Source organism: Oceanicoccus sp. KOV_DT_Chl (assembly GCF_900120175.1).
Classification (GTDB): Bacteria; Pseudomonadota; Gammaproteobacteria; order Pseudomonadales; family Dasaniaceae; genus Oceanicoccus.
Map to the genome: position 1 here is coordinate 476,357 of NZ_FQLF01000005.1, position 16,065 is coordinate 492,421.

Here is a 16,065-nt window from a genome sequence, read left to right on the forward strand (position 1 = left end):
TTTGGAGGGATATCATAATAAAAAAGCTATACCTGTTAACTACAGGCAACACTTATGATCGATAGACTAATGACTATCGATCATCAACTATTCCCATAATAGGATACGCTTAAACAATATGAAGAAACTATGCAGACAATAAACTATAACAGAGCAACGAAAGAACAACCGGGACCAAAAACCGAACGGAATATAGCCACAACTTAAACACTATACTCTCACCACTGGCGGACAACTCCTCAGCCGTTACACTGCGACTAATTGCCCACCCAACAAACAAAGCTATACAGGTTCCGATCACCGGCGCTGCAATTCGAGTCGTAATGAAATCATAGAGGTCAAAAAATGTTTTACCGGCAAAATAATCAAACATACCCAGCGGATAAACATCTGAAAGTAAACTAAAGGAAAACACACACAGCAGGCCCAACAGCCAAACCGTCGTACCGACTATCAATACAGAGCGCTTACGAGACCAATTAAATAAATCGCCCAGCCAGGCAACGGGGGCTTCCAACATACTTAATGCCGATGTTAAGGCAGCAAAACTTAGCAGTAAAAAGAATGCGCCTCCAATTAACGCACCACCATTGATTTCACCAAAAGCAATCGGCAAGGTCATAAATACCAAGCCCGGCCCACCGCCTGGCTCTAAGCCATGGGCAAAGATAATTGGAAATATCGCCATGCCCGCCAACAACGCGACCAAGGTATCAGCGCCGACAATCACCATGCAGGAGCGAGGAATATTGACATCACGATTGAGGTAGGCACCATAGGCCATCAAATTGGTATAGCCTACACTGACGGAGAAAAAGGCTTGACCAAAGGCATCAAGCACAATGGAGGGTGTAATCTTGGAAAAGTCCGGGGTAAACAAAAATGTTAGCGCTTGAATAAAAGCCCCATTAATCGCTGAGTAAACCACCATGCCCAGCAACATCACAAACAACCCAGGCATCAACACTTTTACGGTGCGCTCAACGCCACCCTGTATCCCTTTTGAAGAAATAAAAACCGTCACCCCAAGAAAGGCAGTGTAGGCTAACAACATAACTATGGGATCAGCGTTGACTTGATCAAAGGCCTGACCTAATTGCTCACCGGATAAACCGCTCAAGCTACCACTGAGCATTTTCTGGATATAAATCAGCGTCCAACCACCCACCACACAATAAAAAGCAAGAATTAAAAACGCGGCGATACTGCCACCATAACCCATACCAATCCATCGACGACTGGCACCCGCCTCTTTGGCAACGGCGGCAATAGCATTGGGAGGACTCGCTTGTCCACGTCGCCCTACCAAAAGCTCCGCAATTAATAGTGGTAATGCGACCGTCGCGACAGCAGCAAGATACACCAGCACAAAAGCGCCGCCACCACCCTCACCGGCGGCATAGGGAAAGCGCCAAATGTTAGCGAGGCCGACAGCCGAACCCATAGCTGCCAGCATAAACCCCCAATTAGACGACCACTTTTGCTGACTATTCGCTGGCATATGCTTACCCTAAAATAAAATAACGATGAACTGAAAAATAAATCAGGTGACTGCGCCGCGTTGATTAAATTCAGGCTGTTTCCACAACTGTGTTTCCATAATATTGACCAACCTATCAACCGCATCCCACACATCGCTATAACTAATATATAGAGGCGTAAAACCAAAGCGAACATTTTTTGGCGCACGAAAATCACCAACCACATCACGACTAATCAGTGCCTGCATGACCGGGTAACCATCATCGTGATTAAAGGAAACCTGAGAGCCGCGCAAATCGCCATCAACCGGGCTGACCAAACTAAAACCATATTCACTGCAACGCTGCGCCATCAAATCAATAAATAACTGCGTGAGTTGTTTCGACTTTCGACGCACCTGCTCAATATCGGCCTGTAAGAAAATATCCAGACCCACTTCGGTAACAGCCAAACTTAAAATAGGCTGAGTGCCACTTAACATCTGATCAATTCCTGAAGCCGGACGATAATCTCGCTCAAAGGCAAAAGGATCTGCATGCCCCCACCAACCTGTCAAAGGTTGCAAGGCTTTACCATGATGGCGCTTGGCAGAAAAAATAAAGGCTGGACTACCCGGGCCACCGTTAAGATATTTATAGGTACACCCTACGGCAAAATCGACATTGCATTCATTCAGCTGGACATCCAAGGCTCCAGCACTGTGACATAAATCCCATATGGTCAACGCTCCCACTGAATGAGCTTTGGCGGTTATCGCCGCCATATCAAAAATGCTGCCGGTTTTATAATGGACATGGGTTAAGCACACCGCCGCCACGTCATCATCAATAGCCGCCATAACGTTATCTTGTTCGATAAACCGAATCTCATAGCCGTCGCCTAACTGTTCCACTAAGCCCTGCGCCATATAATTATCAGTAGGAAAATTACTGCCGTTCATCACAATCACTTTGCGATCGGGGCGTTGCGTCAATGCCGCAGCTAACACTTTGTATAAGTTGATACCGGTTGAGTCGGTCACCACCACCTCACCCTCATCGGCACCAATAATTTTCGCTACTTTGTCACCCAACTTTTGCGGCAACTGAAACCAGTCTGCCTCATTCCAACTTTTAATTAAGCCGGTTCCCCACTCCTGCTCAACCACTTCAATGGCGCGAGCTAACGCCGCCTTGGGACGAACGCCCAGCGAATTGCCGTCTAAATAAATCATCCCTTCAGGGATGGCAAACATATCGCGGAAGCTGGCTAGAGAATCTTGCTGGTCTAACTGTTCACAGTCGGCATGGGTAATTGGGTTCATGGTAGGTAGACTCACAATAGTTCTTTAGTAGTTATAGCTAGTAGTAACGGCTGGTAGCTATGGCAGATCGTTTAAGCTGTTCACTTTGAGCCATTATAGGAAAGCCAGCTATATAGAGCTTATATTTTTTGTAGGTCACGTCATAACTTTTTAGATATACCATCCAGAAACATCCACGTTATAACAGCCGGTGTATAACGACGACAAAAAATACGATTAGTCTGTGATAACGACATTGACTATATTTGCCGCCTGAATCCGCGGTCATTAAAGACCTAACCCCACTTTGACCGCCCAGTATACATTCCATGACTTAGCATGAGAGTACATCATGAAACAGAAAATCAAAGCAGCCATTATCGGCCCCGGCAATATCGGCACCGATCTATTAATGAAGGCGATGCGTTCCGAGTTGATTGAACCTGTGTGGATGGTCGGCGTAGTGGCAGACTCCCCCGGACTGGCTCGCGCCAAGGAGCTGGGCTTAAAAATTACCGCCGAAGGCGTTGATGGCATGCTGCCAACGATGAAGGCCGACGGCGTGCAGATTTGCTTTGATGCCACCTCCGCCTATGTACACGAGGAGAATTCCCGCAAGGTCAATGAGCAGGGCGCGGTGATGATCGATCTTACCCCGGCGGCCATTGGCCCCTACTGTATCCCACCGGTGAATTTGGCCGAGGCGGTGAACGCCAAAGCGATGAATGTAAATATGGTGACCTGTGGCGGGCAGGCGACTATCCCGATGGTAGCCGCTGTCAGTCAGGTGCAAACAGTCACTTACGGTGAAATTATTGCCACGGTATCATCCAAGTCAGCCGGTCCCGGCACCCGTAAAAATATCGATGAATTTACTCGCACCACCGCAGGCGCCATTGAAAAAGTCGGCGGCGCCGGTGAAGGCAAAGCGATTATTGTAATCAACCCGGCTGAACCGCCGTTGATTATGCGCGATACCATTCACTGCTTAACCGAAGACGAACCTGATCAGGAAGCCATTACCGCCTCGGTCCATGCGATGATCAAGGAAGTACAAAAATACGTACCGGGTTACACCCTGAAAAACGGCCCGGTGTTCGATGGCAAACGCGTATCGATTTTTATGGAAGTGGAAGGTCTGGGTGATTTCCTGCCCAAGTATGCGGGCAACCTCGATATCATGACGGCCGCCGGTTTACGGACCGCCGAAATGTATGCCGAAGAAATTTTAGCGGGCCGTTTTGTGCCCACCGCAGCGTAAGGGGAAAGCAACAATGAATATTAACGGTAGAAAAATCACCCTGCACGATATGTGTCTGCGCGATGGTATGCACCCCAAGCAACACCAAATCAGCGTCGATGAAATGATCACCGTGGCCAAGGCTATGGATGAAGCCGGAATGCCGATGATTGAAGTCACCCATGGTGACGGCTTGGGTGGCCGCTCGGTGAATTATGGTTTTCCTGCACACAGCGATGAAGAGTATTTGAGGGCCGTGTGTGGTGTGGTCAAGAACACCAAAGTCTCGGCACTGTTATTACCCGGTATCGGTACAGTTGATCATCTGAAAATGGCCGCTGACTGTGGTATTCACAGTATTCGGGTGGCTTGTCATTGCACCGAAGCCGATGTCACCGAGCAGCATATTGGTATGGCGGCCGAGATGAAGCTGGATACCGTCGGCTTTTTGATGATGGCGCATATGATTGAGCCGGAGCAGTTAGTCGAGCAATTATTATTGCTGGAATCCTATGGCGCTAACTGTGTGTATGTCACCGACTCCGCCGGCTATATGTTGCCAGATGATGTCAGCAGTCGTATTGCCTTGGCGAGAAAGTCGCTGAAGCCGGAAACGGAATTGGGTTTCCACGGCCATCACAATCTCAGTTTGGGCGTGTGGAACTCCGTGGCGGCGATTGAAGCCGGTGCTAATCGTATCGATGGTTCCGTGGCAGGCCTTGGTGCGGGTGCGGGTAATACGCCGTTAGAAGTGTTGCTGGCAGTGCTTGAACGAATGGGCGTAGAAACGGGTGTTGATTTATTCAAGACCATGGATATTGCGGAAGAGTTAATTGTACCGATGATGGACCAGTTGGTGCGGGTTGATCGCGATTCACTGACACTGGGTTATGCCGGGGTGTATTCGTCGTTCCTGTTATTTGCCAAGCGTGCAGCAGCGAAATACGGTTTATCCTCGCGGGATATATTAATGGAGCTGGGCCGTCGTCGCACGGTGGGTGGGCAGGAAGATATGATTGAAGATCTGGCCTTGGATATGGCCAGACTTAATAACTGATACGGAATAAAGGTAGAGAAATCCCCAATAAGCCACACGATTTATCCAACGAGGATATGTAGATCGTTGGTGCTTAGTTTAATAGTAAGATAATCAAGGCTCTAATTTTTTGAATCTAAAGTAATTATGAATTAGATCAGAATCAACACAGCCATCGCCTAAAATCCAGGCGTTAAGATAGCTCTTGCTAACTTTTTCAATGATGCCGCTTGCTTTATAGTTTCTTAGCTTAGATTCAATTTTCTTTATAATTTCAGGGTCAACTTTATCTGGCTTGTAATTGATATAAGCATGGCGGTTTAACGGAGAAAACCGGAAGCTCGAAATATTCTTAATATTGGTGTTAGCGGCCAAATATAGATGGGCTACATTACGATCAATCAATAAGCCATCTACTTCTTGCTTTACTAATAAATCAAATCCTTCCTGTCTTGTTTTAACAAAACGAACTTTATGGCCGTTCTTTTTTAAGTAACCAACCAAGTCCTTGTTGTACTCTCGTTGACCAATAAGACTTATAGTTTTTCCGGTCATATTTAAAAGCACTTGACTGGACAGTGGCTTGTTAGTGTTATAAGCAATATTACCTTCATAGTTAATAAGCGATTCTTTGAGAGTTTTATGATTTTCCATTCTTGACTCAGAGATGGCGGCAAAAAAATCGATTTTCCCATCGTCAAACTGCTGATAAGCCCAATGAAAATGTTCAGTAGTTTCCATGGGTATAACTTCAATATTGGTCTCTAAATCTTTTGCAATACGGCTTAAAGTATGCAGGCCAGTTCCTGTGGGTAGTTGCGTGCAGCGATCAATCCAGATATAGGGGGGGATGTCTATAGTCGCCGAAATTGCGATAGATAAGGCTTCACTTGCAAGCGTCTGTAGTGGAAATAACATTAGCACAAAGACAGTATAATAAAATCGATTTCTTATATGACTAATCATTCTATTGTTCGCGCCTTATGAGCTATGCGGTTCACTTGACTGTAATCTACTCTTTAAGTTTCATCAACTTATCTGTTGCTAGTGGATGGTGATAGGGTGCCCAGCCCTTTGATTCAGGATTTATCTATGGATTGCTTCAATGGGGTCATCAATGGGGTCGTTGATTAGCGGCTGTAGTTGGCACGAAGTTGTCGAATCGTGATATTTAGAAAGACTGTTAGCTGATGGCGATTATTGGATTGTTAGCGGCCACTTAGGTTACATATAAGATAAAAATGGTGGTTTTGACGGGTGTTGACCCGCTACTGACATGGCGGCCCATCGCTAATATCGGACTATCTCATCGCGGCACGATCCGGGGTCGGACCAATAATTTTACGTTGTTTGTAAAATTTTGCTCTGACCCCCGTTAGAAACAGTTGGCACGATGCTGTTTCGAAGTATCTGCCAGAATGGCACGTTGATAAATCGGAGTGACCTGAAAAAGGTTTATTTAGGGAAATCGTGCCAACGGTTTCTGTCAGGGGTCAGAGCCAATTTTGTAAACAGCACAAAAGTGGGTCCGGCCCCGCACTGTGCCATGGCAAGCCTGTCTCTCGTCAGTTTACTTCCGCCCATAAAAAAACCGCCACCCCGAGGGGTAGCGGCTTCATTATGTGGTTGGTCATTTTTCATTAAAGGATGTAAACCGTTTTTCCTTACACTTTACCTCCTCTGGCTAACCGGGATTTTGTGTAACTAAGCGCATTAAACTTTAGTCAGGCATCATCCACTTTATCGATACCCCAGCCGTTCTTGGTGGCGCGTAGGACACTAACACCGACCCAATAACTTCATTAATACCGGATTCGTAAAGCTCGTTGTTTAGATTTTTTCCCCAGACTGTGGCCTGCCATTGGCCATCTGCAGTGATATAGCTGACATTGGCATCAATAACACCAAAGCTTTCCATAACCGTATTAGGGTTATTTTCGTTGTCGTTAAAATAATCATCACTCCAACTATAATTCAGTGTGGCATTAACACTGGCGCCGCTTTGTAAACTCCAATCCCAGTAACTGGCGATATTGTAAGAATGCTCCGGCGCACGACGAAGTTCATTACCTTTTAAGTTAGACGGTACGGGCACACTACAAAAACAATTGGGGTCATATTGCAGATCAGTACTGATTAAGTCACCGGTAATTGCTGCATCCATATAAGCGTAACTGATAGACAGTGTCCACCATTCGGCTAAAGCGGCATTCATATCCAACTCCAGGCCTTCCACTTCAGCTTCACCCGCATTGGCAATGACGTTGTCAGCTGGGAGGCTGGGGTTATAAACAATAAACTGCTGCGTTTGCAGGTCTTCATATTCAGTATGGAATACCGTGGCGTTCAACTGTAAGCGGCGATCAAACAAAGTACTTTTTGCGCCTATTTCAAAGTTGGTTGCAAACTCTTCATCATAACCCTGGGCAGCTTCTTGAGGACTAGTGGCATTTTCACCGTTCCAACCACCGCTTTTAAAACCTTCACTATAGGTAGCGTAAAAAAAGACATCTTCATTAGCTTCCCAGTTAATCGTCAAGCTTGGGTTAACATCGGACCAGCTATCCGAATCAGCGGCTGAAAACTCTTTAGTTGGGTTACCCCCTGCATCTTCAAAATCCGGACCCAGAAAATCGCCGCTATTAAAACGTGCTACGTCAAAATCTTTATCGTCCTTGGTGTAGCGAAGCCCCATAGTAGCACTAACGCTATCGGTAAAATCATAGGTCAACTCTACAAAGGCACCAAAGGTTGTATTCTCTGATTGCGTTGCAGAAGACTCAAAACCCTGTGCATAAAACTGACCAAACAAATAATCCTGCCCCTCCAATCGATTAATTTCTTCAACCATATAAAACACACCTAACATATAGTTAAGTGAGGTTTCTTTTTCGGTGGCATAAGTAAATTCCTGTGAATAGGTTTCTACCTCTTCCATTTTATCGTTAACAAAATAATCGTCGTTAAACGTACTTGGATCATAATCAGGGCTAAAGAAATCAACCCGCCCCGTTGTAAAGTCCGTTGGGATTAAACTAAAATCGATAAAGCTACCACCGTCATTACCCGTTTGTTTAAAATCGCCATGACGAGCAGAAGTAATCGACGTTAACGTCCAGTCATCAGCTGACCAATTCACATGCAAACTACCACCACTAACATCCGCCTCTGAAACGCCATCAATATTATTGGGGCCACGACGGGGGTCATCATTTTTAAACGGTAAATTATTGCTTGAGGGCACTGCCATGTCAGTCCACTTACCCGTACCACGACGACGACTTTCGTCCAGGTTAAGCAAATATCCCAATTCATCATTGGCCTGATAATGCAACTGCAGACGCAGACCATCGGCATTCATATCTTCAATATCTTTACCGGTATAGGTATTTTTTGCGTAGCCATCATGCGATCGCGATGAAGCCGACAAGCGCGCGGTTAACTTGTCAGTAATCGGGCCACTCACAAAACCCTTACTGTTGATCGAGTTGTAACTACCACGCCCTACTTCAAACATCCCGTCTTGCTGCTCGGTTGGTTTGGCAGTAATAAAATTTATTACCCCGCCAACTACGTTCTTACCGTATAGGGTACCTTGAGGTCCGCGCAATACTTCTACCCGCTCCAGATCAAAAATATCCATAGCAAAGGCCATTGATCTAGCCATATAGACATTATCAACAAAGACACCAATCGAGGAGTTAGCCGCCGCACTTTCGATATCGGTACCGATACCGCGGATAAACACATTAGGTTCCATCACGTTTTCAGCATTCATGGTAAAACCAGGTACGCGGTTAACCACCTCCAACATATCTTCGATGCGACCTTTTTCCAATGTGGTGCTATCCAGCAGAGCAACTGAAATCGGTGCGGTTTGGGCCAGGTCTTCTTTCTTTCTGGCACTGACTATCACTTCCTCCAAGACCGGGGCGGCGACAACAGCTGAGTTCATCAAAGGGCTGGTCACTATAGTGGATGCGATAGCTATCGCGAGGAGGGAAGGTTGAGTAAATTCTGGCTTCTTCATCTGTGTATCTCCTAAAGAATACTTTGTCGACATTGCTGACAGCCAAAATAAATACCTTGAGATTCGGCTTAGGTAAACTGTATGCCAAATAATCAAATCAATAAAATTATAGTTTTTATTTCTGATATAACATTAATGTTATAGCTATATCAGTATCAAAAGCTTCATACCCTTCCCAACAAGTTAGATTAAGCTAAGCCAAATAGCTATATACAAGCAGCTTTACTATCACCAAGCGCGCCTAAGCGCTAATACATCAACATCAAACTACCGCGATCCAAAGCGAACCACCTGCTCAAACAACTGTTACTCTCGACCTTTGTACCGACAGTTTTCTTAGCCGTCGCTAGAGGTGGAGCTTTGTTGGGTTTCTGGAGCAGATTAAGTGATAGCGTTAATGTTGTTATTTACTCTTTCAGGAGCAAGGGGCGGCTTTGCTTACCGGCGCATGGTTTATATGCCGCCGCCGCATTAATATTTAAGGTCACTCTAGCGAAACTTTGAGCCCGTGGAGACGTCGCAAGCCTTCTAGCGCGCTAACTTTTTTTATTGATCGCGGTTTGTTATGGTAATCTGCACGAGCGAGCAAACAAGCTAGCTATCATCGAGGCGGACATGAAAAAAATAGGTAAAAAGTATGACAATGCACTTGATGATGCCTTTGACCTGGTTAGTATGAGCAACGAGGCCGACACTCGGGAAAGAAACCGGGAAACAATGCGGGAGATCATTACTAAAGCCTTAGAAAACATTCGGCTCGCTGAGCAAGAAGCACGCTCACAAAAACTCGCCGCAAAATATCAATATGAACTGGCTGCATCACGCTTATCACTATTATCTATTCTTGCCGGCTTCGATGAAGACAGCGAGGACGAGCTCTAAATACTGGCTTAACCCAAACTCCTGCACTCTTACATAACCCATTGAATTACTCTGGGCACGCGCTTTCTGGCTCAGACAGGCCAATGACATACCTCCGCAGCCTATACTGAGTACAGCTTTTAATCGTATGACTCTTCCAGAATGAAAACTGGATGCCAGGAATTTTATTCGAGATTTTTAACCAGGAGAACCATCACAATGCCCTCCTACTTTGCATATTTTCCTCAGCCACATTTTCACTCGTTAGTCTTTGCCACCGAATAACTTGATAGCTCTTCCAATGACATACTGAATAAATCATTTTCTTTTTCTATGGTATATAAACTATTATCGACCAGAAAAATATATCCGGCTAAAGAACATGAAAACATAGTACATAGAGTCAGATTCATATTGCCCTCCAATAAATCAATTTGATATTTTTCTAAAATAGTTCAACCGAATAGCATTCTATTCAGACATGACACGGATTGATAAAGGTCATCTATAGGTCAGAACAAACCTTATGAGCCGCTATCAATTTCAAACAAGTGTAATCAATCAAGCTATAAGTAGATAATAGTGTTTTGCTAGCCAGACACATGCCTTTAGTTATAGTGTTCATTGGCCACAATAGCACCGGAAAATAAAAAGCCCGGTAAGAACCGGGCAATTAAAGAAATTACAACGTTGCTTAACGCTTTGGCCACGGTTCCTCAGGTGCTGAAAATCTGGGCTCACCTAAGACTGGGCTGGATAACAAATAAATACCGTGATTAGTAAACAGCCAGAAAAGATTTCTATCGTATTCAACATACACACTATGCGATAGATTGCCCCGCGCATATTCCGCCACCGTTTCGGTATCAAAGCGTGGCACAAAATAGGCAGCAATTTTTGGGTTCGCCGTATCACTAACATCAAACACCTGCAAACCGGCATTATAAAAGTTGAACGGTAAGATGCCCGCTTTCGGGGTTCCCGGCTGGGTGTAATAACCGGTACGCTTAGGCCCAAAACTACCACGACGCTGACAAAAATCAGTAAACTTGGCGTCCGCCGGTGGCGTTGGTCGCGGCAACACACCTAACACTTTTGGTGTAGCAGGATCATTCACATCTATCATGAACACATCTTTGTATGGCTCCCAACAATCTTCATTTAGTGGATAACCACTAAAATAAACAATGCCCGTTGCTTCAACTTGTGACACATCGACAAAGTCACCTTCAACACCGGCTACATTGGGTTCAAATTCGAGATGACTAACCACTTTCATTTCAGCAGGATTACTAATATCAACCACATAAAAACCCAACCCGCCCATGGCTGCATAACCGTACTTGCCACCTTCTTCTACAGGTGTTGGAATAAACAGCGACATTCGTGCCCCCATCCATGAGGTACGATTACCGGCACGTGGATTAGCTTTGTACGCTACTTCATCATCCGCGTTGCCGCTGATTTGTCCAGGTACATTCAACTGGTCCAGAAATTTTGGATTAGTCGGGTCTGACATATCCCAGGATTGATAACCGGCGGAATAAAGATCATTCGGGTATTCCGTTAGCGAATGTGATGCTTCAGGTGCTGCAGCAACAAACATAGTATCACCACCAAAATAAACCGGAATATCTCGCACTCCGGAACCTTGCTGCTGACCTACCGGCGCATCCGGGTGTTTGTAATCGGTGGTACGCTCCGCCAACAATTCCCAATCCTCTGGCATAGGTCCGTTCATAGCATAGACCTTAAACCCTTTTAGATGATTAGCATTGCGAATTTTCTTAACCTGCTCCGGTTTCTGGTATTTATTTTTCAACAAGCCAAAACGTCTTATTTCAAAAGACTGGACCATGATATTTTTGCCCAGTTTGTCATTCCATTGAATGCTAGCTGCACCAAACATATCGTCTTCAGGATAAGGATTTACTTCTTCATCAGGCCCATTGATGCCCCACGTATTACCTTTAGTCAATAACAGCTTTAGCGATTTTGGGTCAGTAATATCAAATATTTTTAAATCACGACGCACATATTGATAGAGATAACGCCGGCCATCAAAATCGACAATATTCTGCCAAGTATGAAACGGTTCTACCGTAATAGGGTAAAAAGCCTCCAGTGTCATATTTTTTATATATTGATTCGGGTCCCAGTAATCGAGTATGCCCTTAAATGGCTTGGCATCATGGGAATCACGGGTGGCAGCTGGGTGAATAAACACACCCTGCTCATTTAAACCATAACTGGACGGGTCAGGATCAGCCGGGGTTTTATCCTCCGACATCGATACCTGTGCCAGAACAAAAGGGTCGGTAATATTGTACTGCCCGGTATGACTATCATGGCTTTCAGCTTTGATCGTAGATTCATTGGTTTTCAATCCATCACTCGCCGAATCAACCGATGGTTTTTTATCGTCAGCACAGGCTGACAACAATACTGATAATGCAAGCCCACAAATTACACTGGTTTGTTTTTTACTCATTGCATTCCACCTAACAATTTCTATTATTTAGCATGACCGATACAATTGTTAACAATCACGACCGCTATATTTGCAAAAAATTCTGCGCGTTATCACCAAGAATCTTTTGCTTTAATGACACATCAAATAATGTGTGATCCTGAATCAATTGCCCTATCTCCTGCTCACCCAATGGAAATGGATAATCAGATCCCAACATGACCCGATCATCACCCATGACTTTGACCAACATGGCCAGAGCATCAGAATTAAACACCGCGGAATCAACATAAAAACGGTCAACATAACTTGAAGGAATATTCGGACAATCTTCACGAACTATGTCACGGTGTTTCCAGGCGTTATCAACACGACCTAATAAAAATGCAAAACTACCACCGCCATGGGCAAAACAAATGCGTAAACTTTTTGGCAAACGCTCAAAGGAACCTGACATAATTAATGAAAGAATAGATAACTGCGTTTCTGCCGGCATGGAAACCAACCACGGCAACATATACTTAGGCATCCGATCACGGGCCATCATATCCCAGGGATGTACCAGCACCGCCGCGCCCACACTGGCACAGTGCTGCAAAAAAGTCAGCAAGCCTTCATCATCCAGGTTTTTATGGCCAACATGATTGCCAATTTGTACACCTAAATGACCATTTTTAACGGCGCGAGTCACCTCTTCACAGGAAGCATCGATATCCTGTAAAGGCACCTGGCACAAGGCTTTTAAACGTTGCGGGTTATAGGCGCATATTTCCAATGCCGCATCATTAAACAGCTTCGCACAATCTGCCGCTTGTTCAGCTGGTCTTTCATAGGCAAACAGCACTGGAGTAGCACAAATAACCTGCACATCTACATTATGCCGATCCATCTCCTCAATACGCACTGCTGGATTCCAGCAAGCTTCGTAGACAGGACGAAACTCCTGATCGCCGACCATGATCATCGCTTTACCAGGTTCAGTATGGCGCATGGCTGGCCAATCCGGTGTACCAAAACGCGCCGCTAGATCTGGCCATTTTTCCGGTAAAAAGTGCGTATGTATATCAATTTTTTTCATTGCTTATTTTCCCGGGTGCAGTTCGCCACAGTTTTTACACAAACGGTGCTGTTCATTTTCGGCAAAGGCAGAAAATAAGGGCGGCAAATCTTTTACTATCGATTTCAGTACAACATCAACCCGATGAATCCGATGATTACAACTTTGGCAATACCATTCGAACGCATCTTTTTCGCCCTCAGGCCGTTTTGGTTCTATTACCAAACACAAGCTACCTTCTTCAGGACGCTGCGGCGAATGTGGTACCAGAGGTGGCAGTAAAAAAATATCGCCTTCTTTCAAATTGACATCATAAGGACCATCATCGTCCATAATACGAATAAACGAATTTCCCTTGAACTGATAGAAAAACTCTTCAACGGGATCCACATGGTAATCAAACCGACGATTAGGTCCGCCCACTACTGTCACCATTAAATCGGCATCTTCCCAGATCAACTGATTGTTAACCGGTGGCTTAAGTTTGTCTTTGTGCTCTTCAAGCCACGCCTGAAAATTAAATCCTGACAGCTTTGCCATTATCTTCTCCTGTTTTCTTACTGCGGCTTATACGCCACAGCTTTTATTTCAATAAGTAAATGAGGGTGCGGCAATTGATGTACCGCCACCGTAGTTCTGGTCGGCCCGCTTTCGGTAAAAAACTCGGCATAGATTTCGTTGTAGCCGCCAAAGTCATTCATATTGACTAAAAAAGTACTTAGCTCTACCAGATCATCCAAGCTGGCCCCGGCTTCGGTCAGAATGTCACGAATATTTTCTATCACTGCACGGGTTTGTTCTTTTATATCAAGCTTAGTAGTACCCATTTCATCAACGTCTACGCCTACAAAACTATTGTCGGGACGACGTGAGCTGGTACCGGACACATAAATAAAATCACCGGCGCGTTTATAGTGAGGAAATCGACCGCGAGGTTTTGCTTTGCCCGCAATCACCTGGCTAGCTGCTGGTTCTTTCACGTCATCACTCTCCATTCACCGTTATTTCTACACAACCCAACTTTTCTGCCACCATGCGCACATGCACGCCGGGCATCAAAGCTTCGGCAGCTGTAGCGGCACCGGCCATAACAACCCAGCCTTTCTCCAGCACCATACCTGCTTCAGCCGCTAACCTCGCAGCGGCAACCAACGACCGATAGGGATTCCCCATAATCGCCGCCGATGAGCCCACCTGAACCGGCTTACCGTTAAACTCCATGGCAATACCCAGATTGGAAATATCCTCTGGTACTGATTGCCAGGCACCTATGACCAGTCCTGATGAGGAAGAGTTATCGGCTACTACATCTTCCAGTGAAAATTTAAAATTCTCATAACGCGAATCAATGACTTCCATCGCCGGTGCAATCGCATCAACCGCAGCCATCGCTTCCAGCAACGTCACTTCACCAGTTAGCGGTTTTGACAATCGGAAAACAATTTCTGGTTCTATGCGCGGATGCACATAGTTACTCAAATTGAGTTCACCACCATCTTCCAGCAACATAGCATCCGTTAAACGACCCCAGATCAGATCAGCAACACCCATCTGCACCATCTTGGCCTTACTGGTAAAACCCATTTTCACCCCGATGATTTTTTCACCGCGATCCACACGGCGAGCCATAGACCAGGCCTGCACTTCATAGGCTTCCGCTAAAGTTAATGCGTAGCCAGTTTCTGATAACTGGCCTATCGCCTGTGCGGTATGCGCTGCGTCATCGACTATCTGCGCTACTGCTGCTGTATCAATCATAGTGTTTCCATTTTTTACTTAATCGTATTTTTTTAAGCTAAGGATTTACCCGCCAAACGCAGCACGCACCGAACCCAATCCGGAAATTCTTGCTTCAATAACATCACCGGGACTAGCTGCCACCATGGGCCCCAGCGCTCCGGTTAAAATAATATCGCCAGCCTGTAACGGCGAGCCATGACTGATCATAGTTTTTGCTAACCACAACGCGGCATTTAATGGATGCCCTAAACACGCTAATCCCGCACCGGTAGACACTTGCTCGCCGCGACATTCCATCACCATTCCGCACAGCCGCAAATCCAGACCGTCCAGTTTTTTTGGCTCATTACCTAATACAAATAACCCTGAGGATGCGTTATCAGCAATCGTATCAACAATATTAATATTCCAATCCTTAATTCTGCTGCCAACAATTTCGATCGATGGCAACGCATAGGCAATGGATGAAATCAGCTCGGCCATGGTTGGCTGTTCCTGATTAATATCCCTGGACAACACCAAAGCCACTTCCGCCTCCACTTTTGGCTGCAACACGGCATCAACGACAACCTCATCACCGTCAACCACCGCCATATCCGCAAACAACCGACCAAAATCAGGCTGATCAACACCTAACTGTGTTTGCACCGAGCGCGACGTTAAGCCTGTTTTAAATCCCACTAAACGACGCCCTTGTTCCATCCATATTTTGGTATTCACATTCTGTACAGCATAGGCGCTGGCAATATCCAGCGCCGGCAGTAAATCGCGCACCGGGGCACAGGTGATACCACTACTGTATGCCTGCCGAATTGATGCTGCTGCTGTTTCTATTGCGCTGTTATCTGCCACTTTGCTGCCTTTGAT

The 16,065-nt window shown here is 45.5% G+C and carries 14 protein-coding genes; 3 read left to right on the plus strand and 11 right to left on the minus strand.

Features of this window, described 5'->3' with window-relative positions:
* Positions 1–127 precede the first annotated feature (127 nt).
* Together UNITIG_RS19590 and kynU are read right to left on the minus strand one after the other, a co-directional pair.
* Positions 128–1,501 carry a sodium-dependent transporter gene (locus tag UNITIG_RS19590; protein WP_101760027.1) on the minus strand — a complete coding sequence of 458 codons (1,374 nt, stop codon included), beginning with the start codon at positions 1,499–1,501 and terminating at the stop codon, positions 128–130.
* A 42-nt stretch (positions 1,502–1,543) separates the two neighbouring features.
* Positions 1,544–2,800 carry a kynureninase gene (gene kynU / locus UNITIG_RS19595; RefSeq protein ID WP_235015525.1) on the minus strand — a complete coding sequence of 419 codons (1,257 nt, stop codon included), beginning with the start codon at positions 2,798–2,800 and terminating at the stop codon, positions 1,544–1,546.
* 316 nt (positions 2,801–3,116) lie between these two features.
* On the opposite strand from kynU, the gene UNITIG_RS19600 reads away from it, so the two are divergent.
* Complete coding sequence (locus tag UNITIG_RS19600) at positions 3,117–4,025, plus strand: acetaldehyde dehydrogenase (acetylating) (RefSeq protein WP_101760029.1); 909 nt, start codon at positions 3,117–3,119, stop codon at positions 4,023–4,025.
* Between the two features lie 13 nt (positions 4,026–4,038).
* Positions 4,039–5,061, plus strand: a complete 1,023-nt coding sequence (gene dmpG, locus UNITIG_RS19605; RefSeq protein WP_101760030.1) for a 4-hydroxy-2-oxovalerate aldolase — start codon at positions 4,039–4,041, stop codon at positions 5,059–5,061.
* Between the two features lie 93 nt (positions 5,062–5,154).
* Here dmpG and UNITIG_RS19610 read toward each other — a convergent pair whose 3' ends face one another.
* Positions 5,155–6,006 (minus strand): transporter substrate-binding domain-containing protein, encoded by an 852-nt coding sequence (locus tag UNITIG_RS19610; RefSeq protein ID WP_101760031.1) that lies wholly within the window; start codon positions 6,004–6,006, stop codon positions 5,155–5,157.
* Between the two features lie 754 nt (positions 6,007–6,760).
* A complete protein-coding gene (locus tag UNITIG_RS19620) occupies positions 6,761–9,070 on the minus strand; it encodes a TonB-dependent receptor (RefSeq protein ID WP_159931235.1) in 2,310 nt (769 codons plus the stop codon).
* 615 nt (positions 9,071–9,685) lie between these two features.
* Between UNITIG_RS19620 and UNITIG_RS19625 the strand changes: the two genes are divergently transcribed.
* On the plus strand, positions 9,686–9,952 hold the full coding sequence (locus tag UNITIG_RS19625) for a hypothetical protein (RefSeq protein ID WP_101760034.1): 267 nt from the start codon (positions 9,686–9,688) through the stop codon (positions 9,950–9,952).
* A 236-nt stretch (positions 9,953–10,188) separates the two neighbouring features.
* Here UNITIG_RS19625 and UNITIG_RS23180 read toward each other — a convergent pair whose 3' ends face one another.
* The 7 genes from UNITIG_RS23180 to UNITIG_RS19655 all read right to left on the minus strand — a co-directional run bounded on the left by UNITIG_RS23180 (position 10,189) and on the right by UNITIG_RS19655 (position 16,050).
* Positions 10,189–10,344, minus strand: coding sequence for a hypothetical protein (locus UNITIG_RS23180; RefSeq protein WP_159931236.1), 156 nt, complete (start codon positions 10,342–10,344; stop codon positions 10,189–10,191).
* A 281-nt stretch (positions 10,345–10,625) separates the two neighbouring features.
* On the minus strand, positions 10,626–12,422 hold the full coding sequence (locus tag UNITIG_RS19630; protein ID WP_101760035.1) for an LVIVD repeat-containing protein: 1,797 nt from the start codon (positions 12,420–12,422) through the stop codon (positions 10,626–10,628).
* A 64-nt stretch (positions 12,423–12,486) separates the two neighbouring features.
* Complete coding sequence (locus UNITIG_RS19635; protein WP_101760036.1) at positions 12,487–13,479, minus strand: amidohydrolase family protein; 993 nt, start codon at positions 13,477–13,479, stop codon at positions 12,487–12,489.
* A 3-nt stretch (positions 13,480–13,482) separates the two neighbouring features.
* Positions 13,483–13,998: a 3-hydroxyanthranilate 3,4-dioxygenase gene (locus tag UNITIG_RS19640; RefSeq protein ID WP_101760037.1), complete on the minus strand. Its 516-nt coding sequence runs from the start codon at positions 13,996–13,998 to the stop codon at positions 13,483–13,485.
* A 17-nt stretch (positions 13,999–14,015) separates the two neighbouring features.
* Positions 14,016–14,438, minus strand: coding sequence for a RidA family protein (locus tag UNITIG_RS19645; RefSeq protein ID WP_235015526.1), 423 nt, complete (start codon positions 14,436–14,438; stop codon positions 14,016–14,018).
* A 4-nt stretch (positions 14,439–14,442) separates the two neighbouring features.
* Positions 14,443–15,216 carry a 2-keto-4-pentenoate hydratase gene (locus UNITIG_RS19650; RefSeq protein ID WP_101760039.1) on the minus strand — a complete coding sequence of 258 codons (774 nt, stop codon included), beginning with the start codon at positions 15,214–15,216 and terminating at the stop codon, positions 14,443–14,445.
* Between the two features lie 45 nt (positions 15,217–15,261).
* Positions 15,262–16,050: a 2-keto-4-pentenoate hydratase gene (locus UNITIG_RS19655; protein ID WP_101760040.1), complete on the minus strand. Its 789-nt coding sequence runs from the start codon at positions 16,048–16,050 to the stop codon at positions 15,262–15,264.
* Positions 16,051–16,065: the final 15 nt, after the last annotated feature.